General features: G+C 61.6%; 17 protein-coding genes. 5 read left to right on the forward strand and 12 right to left on the reverse strand.

Translation table 11 applies throughout. The features are described from left to right. Positions 1-2: 2 nt before the first annotated feature. Genes G9U53_RS27945 through G9U53_RS27965 form a run of 5 tightly spaced genes read right to left on the reverse strand, consistent with a single transcriptional unit; the run spans position 3 to position 6,109 of the window. Positions 3-830 carry a CoA ester lyase gene (locus G9U53_RS27945; protein ID WP_003942031.1) on the reverse strand — a complete coding sequence of 276 codons (828 nt, stop codon included), beginning with the start codon at positions 828-830 and terminating at the stop codon, positions 3-5. Beyond that, complete coding sequence (locus G9U53_RS27950) at positions 827-1,315, reverse strand: MaoC family dehydratase (RefSeq protein ID WP_003942078.1); 489 nt, start codon at positions 1,313-1,315, stop codon at positions 827-829. The genes G9U53_RS27945 and G9U53_RS27950 overlap by 4 nt, the downstream gene beginning before the upstream one ends. After that, positions 1,312-2,475, reverse strand: a complete 1,164-nt coding sequence (locus G9U53_RS27955; RefSeq protein ID WP_007730190.1) for an acyl-CoA dehydrogenase family protein — start codon at positions 2,473-2,475, stop codon at positions 1,312-1,314. The genes G9U53_RS27950 and G9U53_RS27955 overlap by 4 nt, the downstream gene beginning before the upstream one ends. Next, entirely contained in the window at positions 2,475-4,514 is a 2,040-nt protein-coding gene (locus tag G9U53_RS27960; protein ID WP_007730189.1) for an acetyl/propionyl/methylcrotonyl-CoA carboxylase subunit alpha, read from the reverse strand. The genes G9U53_RS27955 and G9U53_RS27960 overlap by 1 nt, the downstream gene beginning before the upstream one ends. Before the next feature lie 5 nt (positions 4,515-4,519). Then, on the reverse strand, positions 4,520-6,109 hold the full coding sequence (locus tag G9U53_RS27965; RefSeq protein WP_007730188.1) for a carboxyl transferase domain-containing protein: 1,590 nt from the start codon (positions 6,107-6,109) through the stop codon (positions 4,520-4,522). A 98-nt stretch (positions 6,110-6,207) separates the two neighbouring features. Between G9U53_RS27965 and G9U53_RS27970 the strand changes: the two genes are divergently transcribed. Together G9U53_RS27970 and G9U53_RS27975 are read left to right on the forward strand one after the other, a co-directional pair. Then, positions 6,208-6,807, forward strand: coding sequence for a TetR/AcrR family transcriptional regulator (locus G9U53_RS27970; RefSeq protein ID WP_003941968.1), 600 nt, complete (start codon positions 6,208-6,210; stop codon positions 6,805-6,807). 63 nt (positions 6,808-6,870) lie between these two features. Further along, on the forward strand, positions 6,871-7,602 hold the full coding sequence (locus tag G9U53_RS27975; protein ID WP_007730187.1) for a GTP pyrophosphokinase family protein: 732 nt from the start codon (positions 6,871-6,873) through the stop codon (positions 7,600-7,602). A 157-nt stretch (positions 7,603-7,759) separates the two neighbouring features. Here G9U53_RS27975 and G9U53_RS27980 read toward each other — a convergent pair whose 3' ends face one another. After that, on the reverse strand, positions 7,760-8,020 hold the full coding sequence (locus tag G9U53_RS27980; RefSeq protein WP_003942027.1) for a GlsB/YeaQ/YmgE family stress response membrane protein: 261 nt from the start codon (positions 8,018-8,020) through the stop codon (positions 7,760-7,762). A 188-nt stretch (positions 8,021-8,208) separates the two neighbouring features. On the opposite strand from G9U53_RS27980, the gene dctA reads away from it, so the two are divergent. Continuing rightward, a complete protein-coding gene (gene dctA, locus G9U53_RS27985; protein WP_021343541.1) occupies positions 8,209-9,606 on the forward strand; it encodes a C4-dicarboxylate transporter DctA in 1,398 nt (465 codons plus the stop codon). A gap of 532 nt (positions 9,607-10,138) precedes the next feature. Next, positions 10,139-11,011, forward strand: a complete 873-nt coding sequence (locus tag G9U53_RS27990; RefSeq protein ID WP_242692814.1) for a glycosyltransferase family A protein — start codon at positions 10,139-10,141, stop codon at positions 11,009-11,011. Positions 11,012-11,056: 45 nt separating this feature from the next. Here G9U53_RS27990 and G9U53_RS27995 read toward each other — a convergent pair whose 3' ends face one another. The 3 genes from G9U53_RS27995 to G9U53_RS28005 all read right to left on the reverse strand — a co-directional run bounded on the left by G9U53_RS27995 (position 11,057) and on the right by G9U53_RS28005 (position 16,287). Beyond that, the gene (locus tag G9U53_RS27995; protein WP_042922394.1) at positions 11,057-12,421 is read right to left on the reverse strand and encodes a PQQ-binding-like beta-propeller repeat protein; all 1,365 of its coding nucleotides are present in this window, start codon (positions 12,419-12,421) and stop codon (positions 11,057-11,059) included. Then, positions 12,418-13,857, reverse strand: a complete 1,440-nt coding sequence (locus G9U53_RS28000) for a hypothetical protein (protein WP_165639659.1) — start codon at positions 13,855-13,857, stop codon at positions 12,418-12,420. The genes G9U53_RS27995 and G9U53_RS28000 overlap by 4 nt, the downstream gene beginning before the upstream one ends. Positions 13,858-14,040: 183 nt before the next feature. Continuing rightward, positions 14,041-16,287 carry an MMPL family transporter gene (locus tag G9U53_RS28005; protein WP_165639698.1) on the reverse strand — a complete coding sequence of 749 codons (2,247 nt, stop codon included), beginning with the start codon at positions 16,285-16,287 and terminating at the stop codon, positions 14,041-14,043. 224 nt (positions 16,288-16,511) lie between these two features. Here G9U53_RS28005 and G9U53_RS28010 point away from each other — a divergent pair, with 224 nt between their 5' ends. Then, positions 16,512-17,960 (forward strand): hypothetical protein, encoded by a 1,449-nt coding sequence (locus G9U53_RS28010; RefSeq protein WP_165639660.1) that lies wholly within the window; start codon positions 16,512-16,514, stop codon positions 17,958-17,960. A 55-nt stretch (positions 17,961-18,015) separates the two neighbouring features. Here the strand turns inward: G9U53_RS28010 and G9U53_RS28015 are convergent, their stop codons facing one another. From G9U53_RS28015 to G9U53_RS28025, 3 genes are all read right to left on the reverse strand, one after another. Then, entirely contained in the window at positions 18,016-19,128 is a 1,113-nt protein-coding gene (locus tag G9U53_RS28015; protein WP_003942086.1) for an NDMA-dependent alcohol dehydrogenase, read from the reverse strand. Positions 19,129-19,175: 47 nt separating this feature from the next. Then, positions 19,176-20,675 carry an aldehyde dehydrogenase family protein gene (locus tag G9U53_RS28020; protein WP_019744236.1) on the reverse strand — a complete coding sequence of 500 codons (1,500 nt, stop codon included), beginning with the start codon at positions 20,673-20,675 and terminating at the stop codon, positions 19,176-19,178. 108 nt (positions 20,676-20,783) lie between these two features. Continuing rightward, positions 20,784-22,451, reverse strand: coding sequence for a helix-turn-helix domain-containing protein (locus G9U53_RS28025; protein WP_058038111.1), 1,668 nt, complete (start codon positions 22,449-22,451; stop codon positions 20,784-20,786). Positions 22,452-22,453: the final 2 nt, after the last annotated feature.

Raw genomic sequence — 22,453 nt, forward strand, 5'->3', positions numbered from 1 at the left:
CGTTAGTTCTCCTTCTGCTGAAAGATTCCGGCTCGGTGAAGAAGCTTCTCGGCGTGACGGAGAACGGGAGCGTCGACCATCTTGCCCTCGAACGCGAACACACCACGTTCAGTAGACACCGCGGCAAGCACTCGTGTGGCCCAGTCGATCTCTTTTTCCGAAGGTGCGAAGGCCCCGCGAATGACCTCGACCTGACTCGGATGGATCGCAACCTTCACGTCGAAGCCGACTGCGACGGCATCAGCGGACTCGACGCCCAGGCCGACGAGGTCCTTGATGTCGAGGTACACGGAATCGACAGCCAACCGGCCGTAGCTCTTCGCGGCCAGGAGAGACGTCGATCGGACATGCTTGGCAACGTCGCGGTACGAACCGTTCGGGTGCCTGCTCGAATTACCGCCGAGACCGGCCACAAGATCCTCGGCTCCCCACATGACACCGATGGCGTTCGCAGCAAGCGCGATGTCGGCCACGGCGAGGGCTCCTCGCGGGGACTCGACGAGCGCAACCACGTCCGCCGGTGCGAGCGAGAGGACGTCCTCGGCCGATTCGCACTTGGACAGCATGAGACGCGAATAGTGTGTGCCGTCCAGCGCGATCAGATCGAGTTCGTGATCAGGTGTACCGACCGGATTGACGCGCACGACCGTCCGCTCCGGATCGAGAGGCGTGTCGATCAGGGCTGCACGTGCGGCTTCCTTGTCGGCCGGAGCCACACCGTCTTCGAGATCGAGGATCACGACGTCGGCAACAGCCGCGGCCTTCGCATAGCGCTCGGGACGATCCGCCGGGCAGAACAACCACGCCGGCCCCGGCGGTGTCCACGTCATGAGGACACCTCTGCCGGACGCAGTTGCACCAGTGTCTTGCGCGTGGCCAGTGCGACGACGTCACCGTGCTGGTTGCGCCCGGTGTGCACGAGCGTCACGATGCCCTCACCTGGACGGCTCTTCGACTCGCGCTTGTCCGCGATGAGCGTCTCGGCATACAAGGTGTCGCCGTGAAAGAGCGGCTTCGGGAAGCTGATCTCGGAGAAACCGAGGTTCGCCACGATGGTGCCCTGCGTCAACTGCGCGACGGACAGGCCGACGATGGTCGACAGGGTGAACATCGAATTGACCAGCCGCACACCGAATTGAGTGTCCTCGCTGTACGCGGCATCGAGATGCAACGCCTGCGTGTTCATGGTCAAAGTCGTGAACAGGACGTTGTCAGCCTCGGTCACCGTCCGGCCTGGGCGATGCTCGTAGATCGCGCCGACCTCGAACTCCTCGAACCAGAGCCCGCGCTGAGTGATCTTCTTGGGGTTCGTCACAGCCCTGCCTCACGAGCGATGAGCATCAACTGCACCTCGGTCGTTCCCTCACCGATTTCGAGGATCTTGCTGTCACGGTAGTGGCGCGCGACGGCGTACTCGTTCATGAAGCCGTATCCGCCGTGGATCTGCGTGGCGTCACGGGCGTTGTCCATGGCAGCTTCGGAGGAAATCAGCTTGGCGATGGACGCCTGCTTCTTGAACGGCTTGCCCGACAACATGAGTGCGGCCGCGTCGTAGTACGCGGTACGTGCGACGTGGGCACGAGCCTCCATACGCGCGATCTTGAACGCGATGGCCTGGTTGTGTCCGATGGGGCGACCGAACGCCTCGCGCTCCTTGGCGTACTTGATCGACTCGTCGACGCAGCCCTGGGCGGCACCGACGCTCAACGCGGAGATGGCGATGCGGCCTTCGTCGAGGATGCGCAGGAAGTTCGCGTAGCCGCGGCCGCGCTCACCGAGCAGATTCTCTTCGGGGACACGAACATCGGCGAACGTGAGCGGATGGGTGTCGGATGCGTTCCAACCGACTTTGTTGTACGCCGGTTCGGCCGTGAAGCCGGGCGTCGTGGTCGGCACGAGGATCGTCGAGATCTCCTTCTTGCCGCCGTCCTTGACACCCGTGACCGCGGTGACCGTCACGAGCTTGGTGATGTCGGTGCCCGAGTTGGTGATGAACTGCTTGTTGCCGTTGATGATCCACTCACCGCTGTCGAACTTCGCGGTGGTCTTGGTTCCGCCGGCGTCGCTACCCGCACCGGGTTCGGTCAGGCCGAAGGCAGCCAACGACTTGCCGCTGGTGAGCTGCGGAAGCCACTCCTGCTTCTGTGCCTCGTTACCGAAACGGTAGATCGGCATGGCACCAAGGGACACACCAGCTTCGAGAGTGATCGCGACGCTCTGGTCGACCTTGCCCAGCTCTTCGAGCGCCAGGCAGAGTGCGAAGTAGTCGCCGCCCATTCCGCCGTACTCCTCGGGAAACGGCAGGCCGAACAGTCCCATGTCGGCCATCCCGGCCACTACCTCGTACGGGAAGGTGTGGTTGGCGTCGTGCTCGGCAGCAACCGGTGCCACTACGGTCTTCGCGAAATCTGCAACCGTCTTGGCGAGCTGCTGGTATTCGTCCGGAAGAGCTCCGGTGGCAAGGTAATCGGACATCAGGCGTCTTCCTTCTGCGTCGTGTTCTCGGTCTTTACTTCTGCAGTCTCTTCGTCCGTGACAGGTACCACGCGGGCCAGAACCTGATCCACCATCACCTGATCGCCCTGACGGACAAGCACTTCCACGATTCCGTCGATCGGGGACGTCAAGGAGTGCTCCATCTTCATGGCCTCGACCACGACGAGTGGTTGTCCCGCGCTCACTGCCGCGCCGTTCTCGACGTTGACTGCGATGACGGCACCGGGCATGGGGCTGGCGATTTCGGCGTCACCGGCGTGCTTGTCCTCACCGCGAACGCTGACTTCGGCAACCTCGCGCACGTGCCAGGTTCCGCCGCCTGCCAGCCACAGACCACCATCGGTCTCGGCGACGACAAACGTGCGTCGACGTCCGTCGATCACCACCGCCAGTTCGGATCCCGTCAGGGTCGCGCTGAATGCGCGAGGCTGTGAACCTTCGACCTCGACCTTTGCATCCGCGGGAACGCCGACGATCGCAACGTGCGCCGTTCGGGTGCCGGCGGAGAGCCTGATGCTGGTCGGAGCGGGAGTTCCGACGCGCCACCCACTCGGGACATCCCAGGGATCAACGCATTCCGAGGTTGTCCACCGCGAGAGCCAGCGATACGCCGCGGCAGCAATGAGCACCTCGTCGGAGGCGTCGGCTGCGACAAAGTCTTCGACGCGACGATCGAGCAGACCGGTGTCGAGGTTGCCCGCGATCACATCCGGATCAGCGAGGAGGAACCGTGCGAATTCGATGTTGGTCACGACTCCGAGCACTGCGGTGTCACCGAGTGCGCGATCGAGCTTGCGCAGTGCGCCCGCGCGGTCGGGAGCGTGGGCGATGACCTTGCTGAGCATCGGGTCGTAGTCACTGCCGACGACGGTGCCCGCGAGCAGTCCGGAATCGACGCGCACGCCGGAACCTGACGGCTCGACCAGATCGACGACGCGGCCGCCCGTCGGCAGGAACCCACGGCCCGGATCCTCCGCGTACACACGAGCTTCGATGGCGTGCCCGGTCAGCGTGATGTCACTCTGGGAGAAGGCCAACTTCTCCCCTGCTGCCACACGGACCTGCCATTCGACCAGATCCAGTCCGGTCACCATTTCGGTAACGGGATGCTCGACCTGGAGGCGGGTGTTCATCTCCATGAAGAAGAACTCGTCCGGCTTGTCGGCGGAGACGATGAACTCCACGGTGCCGGCGCCGGTGTAATCGACGCTTCGAGCGGTGTTGCACGCTGCCGCGCCGATCCGGTCACGGGTCACCTGATCGAGCAGCGGCGAGGGAGCCTCTTCGATGACCTTCTGATGACGCCGCTGCAGGCTGCATTCGCGCTCACCGAGGTGAACGACGTTGCCGTGCTGGTCGGCGAGAACCTGGACCTCGATGTGCCGGGGCCGCAGGACGAATCGCTCGAGGAACAGGGTGTCGTCGCCGAACGACGACGCGGCCTCACGGCGGGCACTGCGAAGAGCCTCGGCCAGATTGGCCGGATCCTCGACCAGACGCATTCCCTTGCCGCCTCCGCCGGCCGAAGGCTTGACCAACACCGGGTAGCCGATGTCCTCGGCCGCTGCGATCAGTTCTTCGTCGGTCAGATTGGGGCGAGCGATACCCGGGACCACCGGTACGTCGAACGCGGCAACGGCGTTCTTCGCGGTGATCTTGTCACCCATCACCTCGATGGCGTGCTCGGAGGGACCGAGGAAGGCGATTCCGGCAGCCGCACAGGCAGCCGAGAACGCCGAGTTCTCCGACAGGAAGCCGTAACCGGGGTGAATACCCTGAGCACCGGTGGACTTGGCAGCGTCGATGACCTTGTCGATGACGAGGTAGCTTTCACGCGCCGCGGCCGGTCCGATGTTGACGGCAGTGTCGGCCTCGCGGACGTGGCGAGCATTCGCGTCGGCGTCGCTGTAGACGGCGACGCTGCGAATTCCCAACTCACGCAACGTGCGGATCACGCGAACCGCGATTTCACCGCGGTTGGCCACGAGAACAGTATCGATAGTGCGCAACTCAGTCATTTCGCTCACATCCGGAAGACGCCGTAGGAGACCGGCTCGATCGGCGCGTTCGCGCACACCGAAAGGGCCAGGCCGAGAACAGTTCTGGTATCTGCGGGATCGATGACACCGTCATCCCACAGCCGCGCAGTGGAGTAGTACGGATTGCCCTGAGCCTCGTACTGCTCGCGGATCGGCGCCTTGAAGGATTCTTCGTCCTCGGCCGACCACGGATTACCCGCGCTGTCGAGCTGCTCGCTACGAACCGTCGAGAGCACCGAAGCTGCCTGCTCGCCGCCCATGACCGAGATGCGCGCGTTCGGCCACATCCACAGGAAGCGAGGTGAATACGCGCGTCCACACATGGAGTAGTTGCCGGCGCCGTACGAGCCGCCGATGACAACTGTCAGCTTGGGGACCCGCGCACACGCGACTGCCGTGACCATCTTGGCGCCGTGCTTGGCGATGCCGCCGGCCTCGTAGTCGCGTCCCACCATGAAGCCCGCGATGTTCTGCAGGAACAGCAGCGGCACACTGCGCTTGTCACACAGTTCGATGAAATGTGCTCCCTTCATGGCGGATTCGCCGAAGAGCACGCCGTTGTTGGCGATGATGCCGACCGGGTGGCCCTCGATGTGCGCGAAACCGGTGACGAGCGTCTTGCCGTATTCAGCCTTGAACTCCTGGAACGCGCCACCGTCGACGAGCTTGGTGATGACCTCGTGCACGTCGTACGGAGTACGGGGATCAGTCGGAACGACGTCGTACAGCTCGCTCTGATCGGCGACGGGCGGAACCGTGGAGATGACGTCCCACGGGCGCTCGGACCGGGGGCCGAGCGTGGCAATGATGTTGCGCACGATCCGAAGTGCGTCGCGGTCGTCCTCGGCCAGGTGGTCGGTGACGCCGGAAACCTTGGAGTGCAGGTCGCCGCCGCCGAGCTCTTCCGCCGTCACGATCTCGCCGGTGGCTGCCTTCACCAGCGGCGGGCCGCCGAGGAAGATGGTGCCCTGGTTGCGGACGATCACTGCTTCGTCGCTCATCGCGGGCACGTAGGCGCCGCCCGCGGTGCACGAACCGAGAACCGCGGCGATCTGGGGAATCCCCTTGGCGCTCATGGTCGCCTGGTTGTAGAAGATCCGGCCGAAGTGCTCACGGTCCGGGAAGACCTCGTCCTGGCGCGGCAGGAAGGCGCCGCCGGAGTCGACGAGGTAGATGCAGGGAAGGTTGTTCTGCAGCGCAACTTCCTGCGCGCGCAGGTGCTTCTTCACCGTCATCGGGTAGTAGGTGCCGCCCTTGACCGTCGCGTCGTTGGCAACGATGACGCACTCGCGACCCGACACACGACCGATACCGGTGATGACGCCGGCGCCCGGGCACTCGTCGTCGTACAGGCCGTTGGCCGCCAGTGGGGACAGCTCGAGGAACGGGCTGCCCTGGTCGAGCAGCGAGTCGACGCGATCTCGCGGCAGTAACTTCCCTCTGCTCACGTGACGCTCGCGAGAGCGCTGGTTGCCACCCAGCGCTGCTTGCGCCAGTTTCTTCTTCAGTTCGTCCACCAGAACGGTGTGATCGGACCGGTAGCCCGATCCTTGCGTGATTCCACTGGGAGTCATCCCGCCGCCTTCGCCATGAGTTAATGCTCGATAACTGAAACTAGATTAACTATGATTAACTGAGTTGTCCAGAACACAAGCGAAGAAAGATCGAGAGAATGACCTCTGAGCAGGTAGCAGCTCCGACGCGACGCGATCAGATGAAGGCCGACCGTCGACGTCAGCTCTTGGACGCCGCCGCCCGGTTGATCGCCGAGCGCGGATTCGTGAGTGTGCGACTCGAAGACCTCGGCGCCGCCGTCGGCATCAGCGGCCCGGCCGTGTACCGGCATTTCCCCAACAAGGATGCCGTCCTCGTGGAACTTCTCGTCGGCATCAGCACGCGCCTGCACGAAGGCGGCTCTGCGGCAGCGGAGGCAGCGGACTCACCGAGCGCCGCACTCGACGCACTGGTGGAGTTCCACCTCGACTTCGCGCTCGGCGAGCCGGACCTGATCCGCATCCAGGACCGCGACCTCGAAAGCCTGCCGGCCGACGCGCGTCGACAGGTACGCCAGACGCAGCGCAAGTACGTCGAGGTGTGGGTCGGGGTGCTCGAGCAACTCGATCCCCAACTCGATCAGGCGGACGCACGAATCAAAGCGCATGCCACCTTCGGTCTGATCAACTCGACCCCTCACAGCGCCAACCCCGCTTCGCCGGCACGCGCGCGTCGAGTCCTGCGGGATATGACGCTCGCCGCACTGCGCACCCACTGAAACCGGACACGGCACAATCGGTGGCAGACTGGTTACACCAGCTAACAGATGAGGGTGCCGAACGTGGAAGACAGCAGTGGGGTCAGCAGGGCCGATTTCGCCGAACTGCGGACCGAGTTCTCCCGCTTCATGATGTTGTACCAATTCGGAATCTCCGAACTGATGACCAAGGTGAACATCCTCAAGGACGAGTTCACTCACATCAATCAGTACAGCCCCATCGAACACGTGACGTCACGGGTCAAGTCGCCGGACAGCATCCTGCGTAAGGCTCAACGCCTGAACATCCCGCTCACGATCGACGACATCTCGAAGAACATCTTCGACATCGCTGGAGTACGTATCACCTGCAGCTTCATTTCCGACACGTACCGAATCGCCGAGATGCTCACCAGCCAGACGGACCTTCGGGTGATCGAGCGCGAGGACTACATCGCCGATCCGAAACCCAACGGCTACAAGAGCTTGCACTTGATCGTCGAGGTCCCGGTTTTCATGAGTGACCGCGTCAGGCACGTACCGATCGAACTTCAGATCCGCACGATCGCGATGGATTTCTGGGCGAGCCTCGAGCACAAGATCTACTACAAGTACAACCGCGAGGTTCCCGTCGAACTCCTCGACGAACTCACCGAGGCTGCTGCCGCGGCACACCGTCTCGATGTCAAGATGGAACGACTCAACGACGAGTTCGCCAAAATCAAAGCGCTACCGCATCCTGACGACGAAATCCTCGAGCAGGATCTGCCGGCGCAGTTCCTCGAGGCGCTGCATCTTCAGCGACGGGCGCTCTGAATTCGGTCCCCTGCCCTGAGCGAACGCGCCTTTCGGCGCATCTGAGGCGACGAAAGTGCCGTTCGCTCACAACTGGGGTCGGACAACTAGGGCAAACAAAAAGAAGTGCGCCCTCCCGAACTTCGGGAGGGCGCACTTCTCGAATTGGGTCGGCTTGCTATTTCTTGCCCGTGACGGCGCTGTAGCCGATCGAGAGCACGGCCGCCGCGGCGATGCTGATGATCCAGCGGATCCAGTCGATTCCACCCGTGTCGCCCTTGTCCGAGATCGCTCCCCAGACCCAGTACCCGATAAGCGCTCCGGCGATACCCAGCACGACGGTCACGATCATGCCGTACTGCTGCTTACCTGGCAGTACGAGACGAGCCAGGATTCCGATGACTGCGCCGAAAATGATGGTTCCGATAATTTGCCCCATGACAGCCCCTCTCACACGTCGTGCATGCACGCGGACGGAAGATCACCGCTCAGGGAAACAATAACCACAGTCACACACAACTGTCGCTTGTTGACCGAATTGTTGTCCGAGATGCAACCTCGACGCGTTACATCCACGACATTCGCGAGTTATTTTTTCGCAATCAAGCGGACCTACCGTTCCCATCCATGCCAACTTCCGTAAAACTGCCGAACAGCGAGCTCGCGCGACTCGCCAACAAGCCGCCCTGGTACCGATCACTGTTCGTGCAATTGATCGCCGCTATCGTCATCGGTGTTCTCATCGGCTGGTTGTGGCCGGAATTCGGCGCGAACCTCAAGCCCCTCGCCGACGGGTTCATCAAGCTGATCAAAATGCTGATCGCGCCGATCATCTTCTGCACCGTTGTGATCGGGATCGCCCACGTCGGGGATCTGAAGGCCGTGGGGCGTATCGGCGTCAAAGCACTCATCTACTTCGAAGTCGTGACCACCTTCGCCCTGTTGTTCGGGCTGCTCATCGGAAATCTGATGAAGCCGGGTGCGGGATTCAACATCGATCCGGAGACGCTGGCGAACGGTGCGGACGCCGTGGCCGCCAAGACCGGAAGTGGCGAACTTCCCCACACCGTCGAATTCCTGCTCAATATCATTCCGGTGTCGATAGTTTCGGCCTTCGCCGAGAACGCACTCCTCCAAGTCCTCTTCTTCGCCGTACTGTTCGGGCTCGCATTGGCCAAGGCGGGCGAGAGTGGACCACCGATCGTGTTCGAACTCGTCGATCGTCTGAGCCATCTGTTCTTCACGATTATCGGCTGGATCATGAGACTGGCGCCGTTGGGCGCTTTGGGCGCGATGGCGTACATCGTCGGTCAGTACGGGATCGCTTCGCTCGGAAGTTACGGAAAGCTGATCGCCGCATGCTATCTCGCCGCCGTCCTGTTCATCCTCATCCTGGCCGCGATAGTCAGGTACTTCGCGGGCGTGAACCTGTGGAAGTTCGTCAAGTACATCAAGGACGAACTCTTCCTCGCTTTGGGAACGGCGTCGACCGAAGTAGTTCTGCCCCGAATCATGGTCAAGCTCACCAACGCCGGATGCTCGCGCACTACAACAGGATTGGTGGTGCCTACCGGCTACTCGTTCAATCTCGACGGCGCGACGCTGTACCTGTCGATCTGCATGCTGTTTCTGGCGCAGGCACTCGGCGTGGACCTGACACTCGGTGAACAGATCACTGCCGTCCTGGTTCTGATGCTCACCTCGAAGGGAATGGCCGGCGTGCCGGGATCGTCATTCCTGGCGCTGTCGGCCACCGTGGCCGCAATCGGTCACGGCGCAATTCCAGTTGCCGCAGTCGCTCTCCTACTGGGCGCCGATCGAATCATGGATTCGATGCGGGTGTCGGTGAACCTGCTCGGGAACTGTGTCGCAACCTTCGTGGTCGCCAATTGGGAGGGGCAGCTCGACAAGGAGCGCATGCGCCGAGTGCTCGACGGAGAAGACGTTCCACCGCTCGAGGAAGTCGATCCGATCACGGGGAAAACCGTTCCGGCACCCGAAACCGAAGGCATCCTGACCCGATAGGTAGGTGCCGGCTGCTGTTTGCACATCGGAAATCGGTGCTGAAAAGTCGCGGGGGCAGACTTCACTGGAAAATCCAGACCGACAGCTACAAAAGCAAATATTTGCAGATGGCGGCAACCTTGCCGTCAAGGGTCCGTTGAATCTACAAATATGGCACTTGCGCTGCACCGACTCCACTTCACTGAAAAGCAACTTGCGACATCTAGATATTGCCCGACGGTTGCCGCAGTGGCGATTCACAATTCAGCGAACGGGCAGCATTATATTTGCCGGAATTAGAAGGACTAAAGTCCGGTGTTCGACCGACGAATAGACTCGAGTGGGTAAAAATCAATCAGTTCCGAAAGCCTTATTCTGCATGCATTTATGCCGTGCCAGCTGCACTTATGCTGATAGTTTCCCGCAATAAGCTGTTGCGGGATTGATCATATGGCCCTCGGTTCAAATTGTCCGAATGGTCACCTATTGCTATCGTAACCTTTGCGAAGGACTGGACCCAATTGCCCAGCAAAGGAATACAGTGACCGCATCCATGCAGGATATTGAACACTTGTCCACTAATCGACTTTCGGTGGTTGTTCCGGTATTCAACGAAGAGAACGCGGTTTCCGGCTGCATCGAGCGTCTAGTGACCGAGTCGGAAATCGATGAGATTCTGATTGTCGACAACAACTCGACGGACGGTACTGCATCGATCATCCAGGAGTTCGCCGAGAAGTACGACAAAGTCAGATATGTCTTCGAGGCCCGCCAAGGCGTCGTACACGCCCGGAACGCGGGCTTCGACGCCTCGACCGGCAACATCATCGGTCGTATCGACGCGGACACACGGGTACAACCGGGATGGGCAGATGCGGTCAAGGGTTTCTTCCAACGCAGCACCGCTCATTCAGCAGTTGCCGGACTCACCTACCTCTTCGAATCGCCGTTTGCTCGAATCCACCGCTACGCACTGGACAGGCAGGTGAAGCAGGGGAAGTTCGATTGCGAACGTCAAGTACTCGCTGTCGCCGGAGCGAACATGGCGATCAGAAAAAGCGCATGGTTGTCGGTCCGCGAGCAAGTCAGTGACCGGCCGGACATCCACGAAGATATCGACCTTTCACTGTGCCTTCGGGAGGAAGGGATGACGATCGGTCAGATCGCCGACATGCGAGCAGAAACGTCCGGTCGACGCGGTGAAACCCCTCCGTTGGAGTACCTGAAGTACAACCAAGCATCCGAATCGGTTCTGCACCTTCACAACATCATGAATTGGCGCCTCAAACTGACCATCTGGGGCGACTCGATGCTCCATGCGCTCGTGTGGCCCGTCTACCGCATCTACAACTTCGAGCAGGAGCGCCTGGAGTTCAGGCGCTTGTTCGGCATGTCGAAAGGTCGAATCATGCCAGTTCACCAGTAACCCATCGAATTTCGCTAATCGCCGAAGGTTCGCAGCCACCGAATTTCACGACAGTTTCAACGCCGTGATGCGGTCTTCACTGGAACGCAACAGCACCTTCTCCCCCGCCCACAGCTCGCGCGGCATCACCCAAGGCGTGAACTCGTCGTCCCCGTCCTGGACGACTTGGACCTCCCAACTCCGTTGGCCGGTCCTGACATCTGTTCCGTAGACGTTGCCCTCGTCGATAACGACATCCCCGTGCCAGGCGATCTCTCCGGCGCGCTCGGCGTTCGAGCGCCACAGGACCTCCCCGGTGAGCAGGTCCACGAACTGGACCTCGGGCTCGGAACCGGAGCGGGTCACGGCGATCACGTTGCCGATCACCGCCAACGACTGTGCGGTGTCGAAGACTTCACTGTTGGACCACAATTTCTCGCCCGAAGTCCGGTCGAAACCGCTGTGTCCCAGAATGATCGGAGTCGATCCTCCCGCCGGATCATCTCGGCTGTATCGTCCGCCGTAGTACGAGGACTCCGAAGGCAGTTCGTCCGTCCTGGCGAACTCGCGCCCGTACTGATCGAGCGCGTACTCACTTGTCGGACGGCCATTGCCTTCGCAACCGCCATCCGACACCAATGTCACCCCGTCGGACGATGTGTGCGCGGTCGAACAGGTGGAGTAACCGTGTACCCACCGCTGTTCGCCGGTCTTCACGTCGAATCCCAAGGACTCGTCGAGAGCGATCACGCCCAGGTCGCCGTGAACCGACATCACCGGATCGACGTATCCGGCTTCCCACGATCCACCGACGTCGAACGCTTTGGACCAGTTCGCTTCCGGATCGTCGACGGTTCCGCTGTGCACGCGAACGTCGTTGCTCTCGATATCACCTTCGAGCGCGAGTACGGTGTCGCCCGAGACAACCGCGACGATCGGCGACCACGGTGTCTTGATGTCTCGCCGCTCTCCCGTCTCGATGTCGAACAGCGAGTACGAACCACCGGATACGTACGGCCCGGAGAAACACAGCACCGAACTGCCGAGCAGAGTCTCGGAGCAACCACCGATGTCGACCGCCGACGTGCGCCAACGAACTGTGCCATCTTCGGCGTCCAATCCGACCAATTCTGCGTCGTCCAACGAATACGCCTGACGATCCGGCATACCGATCATCGTGACCACGAGTGATCCGGCGTCGATGAATCCGCCCATGTCCATGTTGAATTCGGTTCCAACAAGTGGGCTCCGGAAGATCGCGAACTCGCGCCCGAGAATCTCGGAGGCCTCGACGCTCCATAGCGGCGACGAGATCGCTGTCGGTTCGGAACTCGTCGACGTGACCACCGTGGCGATGGCGGCAGTGACGGTGACTACGGCTGCGGCGGCCGCGATCCGAAGTCGCGATTTCGGGGAGAATCTGGTGGTCATCGAATCTCCAAGCCTTCGGTCGTCGCGAGAAACTCCAACTGCGCGAACGTCATCGGATCGTTCGGGATCGCAGCCGACGACGAAACCGAGACTTGGGTCCCATTCGGGCGGGTGACGACCACCGACCTGCTCGTTTCCTGCGTCGATTCTGCTTTCGAGCCGTCATTTGTCATGGGCACGGTCGCGTAGTTCCGTTCGTCTCGCTCGATCACGGATCCATCCGGTCGCGTCACGACCTCCAAGGGGTGCCCGTCGTAGGAAGGGTCGTATTTGTTGGGCTCCGTAGGGAGTGGTTGTCCGCCGGTAATTGTCATGTTGAGCGTCGACTCGCTGTCTCCCGTCCGGGTGAGAAGTCTCTGACATGCAGTGGACTTGTCATTCTCCGCCACCGTCAGAGTGCCCGGTCCGGTATCAAGAATCGGAAAACCCGGAGATACAGCGCGCCATCTGATCTCGAGTACCGCGTTGAGACGTTCGATCGTCGCGCGATCGAGTTCAGCCACGTCGCTAGAGTCTCGAGGGATCCCGTGGCACCCGGGCGAAAGGGGTGCCGTACCCGGGGGAACTGGAGTAGTGATTCGCAGCTGTGGCATTTCGACAAGGGTTACAAGGTCGTCGAGAGTCAGTGGCACCACGCCGGAACTCTCGGCGTTCCGACCTCCGTCGTTGTTAGTGTCGTTGACATACGCCTGAATACGGGTCCCGTCGACTCCGTACAACATCGCCGACCGACCAAGGGTGCGTACACCATTGGTTTCGCTCCACGTATCCTGCAGATCCACTACCGACTGGTCAGCCAGCACCCGACGTTCGACGAGCGACCCCGCAACACACGATGGGATCGGATCAGAACTCGAGTGCAGCATCAGGCTGAGCGCGCCGATCTTCCCGTCCCGAATCAGCGTCCCGGACGCAGTGGTGGACGCCAACTCCTCGAGCGAGAAACCCTCGGGCAGCCCATCTGTGTTCGAAGGTGCAGAGATCGGCCCGAACTGCAGCGAATTACCCGGGCTGGCGAACTTCAGCTCGACATCTTTCGGGAGCGCCTGCTTGACCGCTTCCGACATCGCGGCGGCCTTGGCACTCGAGAACCACGGAAAGCGTGGATCGTCGTACGTATCAGATCCGTCGAGAATATAGGAGAAGAACGAATCCTCCTCCGGCGCTTCGACGCTTTCACAACCCGGAATCGTTGTCGGGTACACCGCGCTCGGCGTGACGTACGAGAATTCAGGCACGTCCTCCGCCGGAATCTCGTCCGGTGTAGACGTCATGGTGATCGAAGATGACGCAGCTACAGAGATGTCATCGGACGGCGAGCTGCTCCACCGATCTACCAGCCCGGCAACCACTGTCCCACCGGCGATCAGGGAGACGACCGTCAGCGCGAAGGTCCACTTCTCGGCCCGCTTCGAATCGGTTTGCTCCTTCGACACGTACCCTCGCAGTCACTGTCACGGCTCGCTCCCGATGCGCGTCGCCTCTGGAAGTCCTGTCGCGATCACAGCGATTTTTGTTACCAACCGGATGGTTTCCTATCGCACGAGCGCCGTATGAACACAGAAGGACGGGGTGCCAGTTGCTGTGCAACCGGCACCCCGTCCTGACGACCTGAGTGCTTACACCCTCACAGGCACCTGATTCGGGTCTGGATCGGAATTCGGATCCTGCTCGATCGGAATCCGTCGAATCGCTTCACCCTCGATGTCGACGTTCGGCAGGATCTTGTCGAGCCACGCCGGCAACTTCCACGCCGAATCACCGAGAATCGACATGACCGCAGGGATCACGATCATGCGGATGATGAAGGCGTCGAAGAAGACTGCAGCCGCGAGGCCGAAGCCCATCATCTTGCTTGTCGTCTCCGAGGACAGCATGAATGCGCCGAACACGGAGATCATGATGATGGCCGCCGACGCGACCACGCGAGCACCATGGGTGTAGCCGGATATGATGGCGTCCTTGGCCGACAATCCGTGCACGTATTCCTCGCGCATTCGCGTCACGAGGAACACTTGATAGTCCATCGCCAACCCGAAGACCACACCGATCATGAAGATCGGCAGGAACGAGATGATGGGTTGTGTGTGCTCGATCAGCCCGAAGTCGCCCTCCTGGAAGATGGCCACCGTGGCGCCGAAGGTCGCACAGACGGAAAACAGGAATCCGAGAGTTGCGGTCAGCGGCACCAGGATCGAGCGGAAGACGACCATCATGATGATGAACGCCAGCCCCACAACCACGATGAGATACGGGATGAGCGCGGAACTGAGCTTCGACGACATGTCGGCAACGATCGCGGTTTGCCCCGCTACACCGAGTTCTGCGCCTTCCGATTTCACCGTCGATCCGTAATTCCGGATCTGATTCATCAGCTCGTGGGTTTCGGGGCCGCTCGGTGACATCTGCGGGGTGACCGCGATCAGCGCAGAGTTGGCGCCCGCCATCGGGTTTGCCGCGTCGGGTCCGTTTCCGACCCACATCAACTGATCCGGAGTTGCGACGTTGTCGAGGCCCTTGATGTGCGCGACAGTGCCTTCGGCAATCGCGGTGATGTCGGTGCCGTCAGGCGCGTCGAGCACGACGAACAATTCGCCATTGACGCCTTCACCGAACCCACGTTGCAGCAGGGCAAGTGCCGGCCGCTCTTCGTCCTGAGTGAACGAGAGTCCGAGTTCGAGCTTCGTCATCGGAATAGCCGCGATCACCAGAAGCACCAGCGCAGCACCCGCGATCGGCCACGGGTACTTGGTGACTATCTTGGCCCAGCGATGTCCGTTGGATTCCATCGTCTCGGGCTCGTCACCGTGGCGCAGCCCGGGGATACGAGGCGAGAACGCGAATCGGCCGAAGATACCCAGAACCGCTGGGATCAATGTGATTGCGCCGAGCACAGCGATGATGACGGCAACCGCTGCCGAGATTCCCATCTGCGTGATCATCGGAACCCCGACCACCGCCAGGGCCGCCAGCGCAACCACCACTGTCAGGCCTGCGAATACGACAGACGAACCGGCAGTACCTACTGCGCGTCCGGCGGCGGCTTCTCTGGTTCCGCCCAGGTTGAGCTCACTGCGGTAGCGCGACACGATGAACAACGCGTAGTCGATCGAGACTGCGATGCCGATCATCGTGACGATTCCCGTGACGCCTTCGTTGATGTCGAAGAAGCCCGAGCCGAGGGTGACAGTCAGAGTGGCCAGCGCAATTCCCAGAATTGCAGTGAACAACGGGATGAACGCCGCGATGAGTGCACCGAACGCCACGATCATCACGATGAACGCCACCGCGAAGCCGAGCATCTCCGACAGACCGCCCGCGGCCTGCACCTGCATCATCGAGCCGGTTCCTTCGACTTGCAAGCCGCCGGTGCGGAACTTTGCCATCAAGTCGAGGAACGCGGTCTTGTTGGCCTGCGTCTGATCCTCGATGCGAATCGACTGATTGAGCTGGATCAGCCCGACCTTGCCGTTGTCGCCGAGAACGGCCGACGCCACCGCTGGATTGGCCTCCGCGAGGGTGACCGGATTGACGATCTTCTCGGGATCGACGATGTCCGGCAACGTCTTCGCCTGCGCGATCAACTGATCGATCTGATCGCTGTGCGCGGCAAGCCCGTCGTCTGCCGCGATGAGAATACTGGTCGACGCCTGAGTTTGCTGCTCCGCTGCAGTTGCAAAGTTTTCGTTCATCAACTCGGTCGCACGCTGTGAATCGGTGCCCGGAAGGTTGAATTCTTTGGAGAACGTCGGATTTGTGGCGCTGATAGCGCCCCCCACCACCGCAATCACGATAATCCACGCGGCCACCACAAGATACTTGTGGCGGAAAGCGAACTTCCCCAACCTGTAAAGATACGTAGCCAACGTAGGCCTCTCTCGCCGTGGACTGGTCTGTCCGAAGAACACGGAGTCTTTCGGTGCCAAGGTCATACGGTACGGACCGACCGGCTCGTTGGCACCTGGTATATCTGCGAAAACGGCATATCCGGCGCGCTCTCCGTCTCCTTTTCAGACCGCTCGGTACCGTGGACACGACACGGGCAGGCGCCTCACCAGAGCAGACGTCGCGTAGTACGAAAGGCAATCCCATGAATCACGGCCAGGCCGTCGATCGCGATCTCCTCCTTGCAGGCCAACAGCGACTCGACGCGCGAGGGCCACGATTGACGGGATCACCTTCACACCACGCGGTGGTGGAGGAAGTCGCGAACGAACTGACCGAACTGGGTCTCGAAGTCCGGCGTGATTCACACACTTTCGAACGCTGGGATCTACCGGCAACGTCTGACGGACTTCGCATCGAATTGCCGACGGGACCGATCAGAGTTTCGTCCGCATTCCCCTACTCCGGATTGACCGGGCCACAGGGAATCTCCGCTCCCCTGGTCTACGTCAGCGCGCGACGCCCCAAGTGGTCGGCGGCCAAGGGCGCGATCGCAGTGATCGAGGTCCCGCACATCGATCTCCCCCGCAAGCTACTGGTCAGCGAGTGGGGCCCGATCGCCACCGACGAGACACTTCGAAATCCGGTTCTCTCCGCAACACTTCTGGGCCCGAAGCTCGACAAGGCCCGCAAGGCCGGTGTCCTCGGCGTGATCGCGGTGTGGCGTGACATCGCTCCGGACAACGCACTGGGACAATATCTTCCGTTCACGCAGCCATATCCCGACATCCCCGCCGTCTGGGTGGCCGGCGACGAGGGCGCGAAGGTTGTCGCTGCAGCTCGCTCCGGTCAGCTGGCGACTCTGGTACTGGATGCGACTCTGCATCCGGACACCCGGACCGACACGGTGTGGGCGGTGTCCCCCGGAACCTCACCCGAAGAGACGATTCTGCTCATCACTCACAGCGACGGAACCAACGGTGTCGAGGAGAACGGCCATCTGGGAATGTTGGCGTTGGCGCGGCACGCCGTGGCGCAGCCGCATCGACGGTCGTACGTTTTTGTCCTGACGACTGGCCACCTTCGTATTCCAGCGGTGTCCAAGCACGGACAGGCAACGTCCACCTGGCTCGAAGCACACCCCGAGATGTGGAAGGGCGAAGACGGTCAGGCGCGCGCAGTAGCGGGGATCGCAATCGAACACCTCGGCGCACTGGGTGATACCGAGAACACCTCGATCGGCAGCTATTCGTTGGAGACCACTCCGGAACCGGAACTGCTCTACGCGACGAGTCGGGAAGTACACGACATCGTTGCACCGCTGTGGCGCGACATCGGGGCGGGCGATCGCCGAATCGTGGCGCCGGGACCGGTCATTCATTTCGGTGAGGGTGAACCATTGTTCGAGCGGAAGATCCCGGCGGTCGCCTTGGTGACGGCGCCGCAGTACCTGCTCGCTCTGCGCGAAGCCGACGCCGTCACGCACGTCGACCTGGACGCGATGATCAAGCAGATCGAAAGCTTTCGGGATCTGCTCGACGCCTTCGACGCAACCGACACCGCGGCTTTCGGTCCGGTGGTCTCGCGCTCGGTGTTCGCGAAGTTCTCGGCGCTACTTCAGTTGATGCAGATTTTGTCGAAAGCCAAGAAATAGTGCTGTGCGCCTTTATTAACCGCGGGCGGTTAATAAAGGCGCACAGCACTTGGGGTTACTTGTCGTGAATGATCACGCCCCGGATGTTCTTGCCGTCACGTAGATCCTGGTAGCCCTTGTTGACGTCTTCGAGGCTGTAGGTGTTGGTGATCAGTTCGTCGAGCTTGAGCTGACCGGCATCGTAGAGACGCAGCAGTCGCACGATGTCGTACTGCGGATTCATGGACCCGAACAGCGTGCCCTTGATCGTCTTCTGATTCAGCGTCAGGTCGGTACCCGACACGTGAACGGTCAGCTTGGCGGGGTCGGCGAGTCCCGTGATCACCACGGTGCCACCCTTGCCGATCACTGCCGTCGCTGCACTGACCACGTCCTCGTCGACGGTGCCGACAAGGATGAGCGCAGCGTCGGCACCCTGTCCCCACGTCAGCTCGTTGACCTTGGCAGCGGCGCTCTCGGCGTCTGCAAAGGCATGCGTGGCACCGAACTTCAGTGCGGTCTCACGCTTGAGAGCAACCGGATCGACCACAACGACGTACTTGCAGCCGGCCGAAACCGCACCCTGAACGGCATTGATGCCGAGGCCACCGATGCCGTAGATCACCGCGGTGTCACCGGCGCGGAGGTTGCCTGCGTTGACGGCAGTTCCCCAACCCGACGGCACGCCGCAGCCGACGACCACTGCCGTCTCCAATGGAAGCCAGTCGTCGATCTTGACTACCGAGTGCTGAGAAATGGTGGCGCGCTCGGAGAACGTTCCCAACATGCACATTCCGCCGAAATCCATTCCGTTGCCGTGGAAACGGAAGGAACCGTCGGGCATCGAGCCTTCGAGGATGGTGGCCCCCATGTCGCAGAGGTTCTGGCGACCGGTCGAGCAGTAGCGACAGGTGCCGCAGTTGGGGATGAAGCTACACACGACATGGTCGCCCGGCTTGACCTTCGTGACGCCTGGGCCGACCTCTTCGATGATGCCCGAGCCTTCGTGTCCGCCGACGATCGGGTAACGCGGCGGGAGATCACCGTCGGTCAGGTGCAGATCCGAATGGCACAGTCCGGCAGCGGTGTACTTGATCAGTACCTCACCCACACCCGGGCCGTCGAGGTCGAGTTCCATGATCTCGAAAGGCTTTCCGGGCTCGAGCAGTACAGCAGCTTTGGTCTTCACTGGTGATCTCCTTGATTGTCGGACGAGAGAATGAGCGATGGGGTCGGTCAGAGAGCGATGTTGACGGCCTTGGTCTGGGTGTAGAGATCGATAGCCGAAGCGCCGAGCTCGCGGCCCCAGCCGGACTGCTTGTATCCACCGAAGGGCATTGCAGTGTCGAAGCCGTTGTACTGGTTGATCCACACCGAGCCGGCCTTCAAGCGCTTCGCCGTGCGGTGAGCCTTGGAAATGTCCCGGGTCCAGATGCCGGCGGCCAAGCCGTAGATGGAATCGTTTGCGGCAGTGATCGGTCCGTCGTCCGCGTTGAACGGCAGCGCCGCCACGACGGGTCCGAAGATCTCCTCCTGAACGATGGAGAATTCGGGCTTGACGTCAACGAAGACGGTCGGCTCGACGAAGTAGCCCTGATCGCCCCAGCGGTTGCCGCCCGTCAGTGCACGTGCGCCGTCGGCGATTCCCTCACGCAGGTAGCCGGTCACCTTGTCGAACTGCTCCTGCGAGACCAGCGGTCCGAGCTGGGTGGTGGGATCGAGGCCGGGTCCGATCTTGACCTGGCTCGCTGCGTGCGCGACGGCCTCGGTGAACTTCTCGAAGATGGTGTCCTCGACGTACAGACGAGTACCCGCAACGCAGCACTGTCCGTGGTTGAACAGCCACGCGTTGAGCGAACCCTCCACCGCGGAATCGAAATCGGCGTCGGCGAACACGATATTGGGGCTCTTGCCACCGAGCTCGAGCGTAACCTTCTTCAGATTGCCCTTGGCGGCGTCGACGATCTTCTTACCCACCTCGGTGGAACCGGTGAACGCAACCTTGTCCACGTCGTCGTGGCCGGACAGAGCAGCACCTGCATCGCCGAAGCCGGGAACGATGTTGACGACGCCGGGCGGGAAGCCTGCTTCTTCGAAGACCTCCGCGAGAAGCAGTGCGGTGAGCGGGGTCTGCTCAGCGGGCTTGAGGATCACCGTGTTGCCGGCGGCGAGCGCGGGGGCGAGCTTCCACGACGACATCAGCAGCGGGAAGTTCCACGGCACGATCAGTCCACAGACGCCGATCGCCTCACGCAGGGTGTAGGCGTGGAACTCGCCGCCCGGAGAGAAGGGCATCGACACGTTGACGGTGCTGCCTTCGATCTTGGTGGCCCAACCCGCGTAGTAGCGGAAAACGTCTGCGGCCCAAGCCACGTCGACGGCGGTGGCGATGGCAACGGACTTGCCGTTGTCGAGAGCTTCGAGCTGACCGAATTCCTCGGCACGAGCACTGAGAATGTCGCCGACGCGCCAGATCATCCGCTCGCGCTCGTTTGCCTTCATACGTGACCAGGGGCCGTCCTCGAAAGCCGTTCGAGCGGCACGTACCGCGCGGTCGATGTCTTCGGCCTGACCGTGTGCCACGTCTGCGAGCTTCTGTCCGTCAGCCGGGTTGTACGTCGCGAAGGTCTGACCCGAAGCGGCGTCGACGAATTCGCCGCCGATGTAGAGCTTCTTCGGTCCGTTCAGGAAACCCTGTACCGCGGAACTGATGGTGTGTTCGGCTACTGCCGTCATCGGAAACTCCCCTGAAGTAGTGAGGTGCGAATGTGATGCACGCCATACTTCCGCGCCTCCAGGGGTGCTAACTGTCCGAACTTTGTACAACTGAAGTCGGACAGCAAACTACACAGTGATGTCGAGCGCCCGCATCCGTGTGTAGAGAGTGCTTCGGCTGATTCCGAGTTGCGCCGACGCGTGAACCTTGTTGCCGCCGCAGTCTTTCAACGCTCCGATGATCGCCTGGCGCTCGGCTTTCTCCCGCCCTGCCAACCGCGACACCTTGGTCGTGGTGCGATAGTCCTCGGGCAGATCAGCGACGTCGATGCGATTGCTCGAGCGTTCATCCGAGGCGCGATTCAACACGACGCGCAATTCGGCCAGGTTGCCCGGCCAGTTGGCCGCCGCGAGTGCTTCGGCAGCGCTGGCGGTCAATCTCAGTTCTGGTGAGATCCCCTCCAACATGACTTGTGCCAACTCGGCGATCTCAGCCTGTCGCTCGCGCAGTGGGGTGATGACAACCCGGGAGGCGCATCGTGAGAGCAGCGCGGCGATGGTCGGCGGAAGATCAACTGCCGCTCCGCTGGTCAGTACGATTTTCGGCCCCTCGGCGCTGGCGTCGATCAGGTCTGCGACCAGCGGCAACACCGAGTCAGGAAGGAGTTGTACCTGTTCGATCACGACCACGCCCGAACGCTTACGGGATGCTCGCACGAGATCGGTGACCCACTGCTCACGGCCGTCGAACGCGATTCGCGTGGCATCGAGCCAACTCGCATCGACACTGCCGACTACGTCCGATGCTGCCGAGGTTCGGCCGGATCCCGCTTCACCCGAGATCGCCACGGCGGCAGAGGTTGCCCGCGCCCGCATCAGGTCGCGCCGCAGTCGTTCGCCGGGAGACGGTGCCCGCTCGTGCGTTCTGCGGATCGGTGCCCGTTCCCGTTGGAGTGGTTCGACCAGGAAGAGCGCACCACCGTCAGCCCCGGAAATCCGGTCGGCTTGAACTCGCGCCAGCGCGCCGGACGCCAATTCGACTGTCACCAATCGTGATTGGTCCGGATTCAGGTCGGCAATCAAGGAACGGAGCGATACATGGTCTGCGGTGTCGAGCAGATCCAAAGCGGTTCGGTTGCTCAGCAGGATGTCGTCGCCGATGGCCGCGACGGCAATGTGGCGCTGATGTGAAACTCGCTGGAATGCGTCGACCAGCCGCTGCTCCGATGCTTTCGAGCCTTCGAGCAGCCGTTTCTCGATGTCCGCTGCAGCACGCGCAAGGAAGGGCGCGAACAGTGGGTTGGCCTGCGAGACAACGCCGGTCATGTCGAGAATGCCTTCGACACGACGTGTGACGGGATGCAGGATCGGCTGTCCGTAGCAGCTCAAACCCTTGAGGCTGTCGAGGAAATGCTCGTCACCGTGGATCACCACGCTTCGTCCGACCTCGAGGGGCGTACCGAGCGCGTTGGTGCCGGCGTGCTCTTCACCGAAGCGTGAACCGTTGACGACACCCAACCGCTCGATCGTTCGCTCGACGCGACTGTCGGAGTACACCGAAGCGACCACGCGGCATTCGCGATCAGCAAGCAGCACGCAGAAACCGGTGCCCGCGATCTGTTGCGAAACTTCGTCGAGCACGGGTGCGGCGGCCCGGAGCAGACGAGACTCACCGTCCTGCTCCTCGGTGTCCACGGCGATGGCCGACGACGGGTCGAGGCCACTGAGTCGAGAACGCTTCCAGGAGAGCGCGATCTCGGGGCGTACCGGCTCACGCTCCCCTGGGTTCGCGGACATAC

The organism is Rhodococcus sp. D-46, from assembly GCF_011290655.1.
In the GTDB taxonomy this organism is placed as follows: domain Bacteria; phylum Actinomycetota; class Actinomycetes; order Mycobacteriales; family Mycobacteriaceae; genus Rhodococcus_F; species Rhodococcus_F qingshengii.

Bases quoted from the DNA above. Each gene is read 5' to 3' on its own strand.
- G9U53_RS27945 (WP_003942031.1), bottom strand. From the start codon at position 830: ATGACGTGGACACCGCCGGGGCCGGCGTGGTTGTTCTGCCCGGCGGAT.
- G9U53_RS27955 (WP_007730190.1), bottom strand. From the start codon at position 2,475: ATGTCCGATTACCTTGCCACCGGAGCTCTTCCGGACGAATACCAGCAG.
- G9U53_RS27960 (WP_007730189.1), bottom strand. From the start codon at position 4,514: ATGACTGAGTTGCGCACTATCGATACTGTTCTCGTGGCCAACCGCGGT.
- G9U53_RS27965 (WP_007730188.1), bottom strand. From the start codon at position 6,109: ATGACTCCCAGTGGAATCACGCAAGGATCGGGCTACCGGTCCGATCAC.
- G9U53_RS27970 (WP_003941968.1), top strand. From the start codon at position 6,208: ATGACCTCTGAGCAGGTAGCAGCTCCGACGCGACGCGATCAGATGAAG.
- G9U53_RS27980 (WP_003942027.1), bottom strand. From the start codon at position 8,020: ATGGGGCAAATTATCGGAACCATCATTTTCGGCGCAGTCATCGGAATC.
- dctA (WP_021343541.1), top strand. From the start codon at position 8,209: ATGCCAACTTCCGTAAAACTGCCGAACAGCGAGCTCGCGCGACTCGCC.
- G9U53_RS27990 (WP_242692814.1), top strand. From the start codon at position 10,139: ATGCAGGATATTGAACACTTGTCCACTAATCGACTTTCGGTGGTTGTT.
- G9U53_RS27995 (WP_042922394.1), bottom strand. From the start codon at position 12,421: ATGACCACCAGATTCTCCCCGAAATCGCGACTTCGGATCGCGGCCGCC.
- G9U53_RS28010 (WP_165639660.1), top strand. From the start codon at position 16,512: ATGAATCACGGCCAGGCCGTCGATCGCGATCTCCTCCTTGCAGGCCAA.
- G9U53_RS28020 (WP_019744236.1), bottom strand. From the start codon at position 20,675: ATGACGGCAGTAGCCGAACACACCATCAGTTCCGCGGTACAGGGTTTC.
- G9U53_RS28025 (WP_058038111.1), bottom strand. From the start codon at position 22,451: ATGTCCGCGAACCCAGGGGAGCGTGAGCCGGTACGCCCCGAGATCGCG.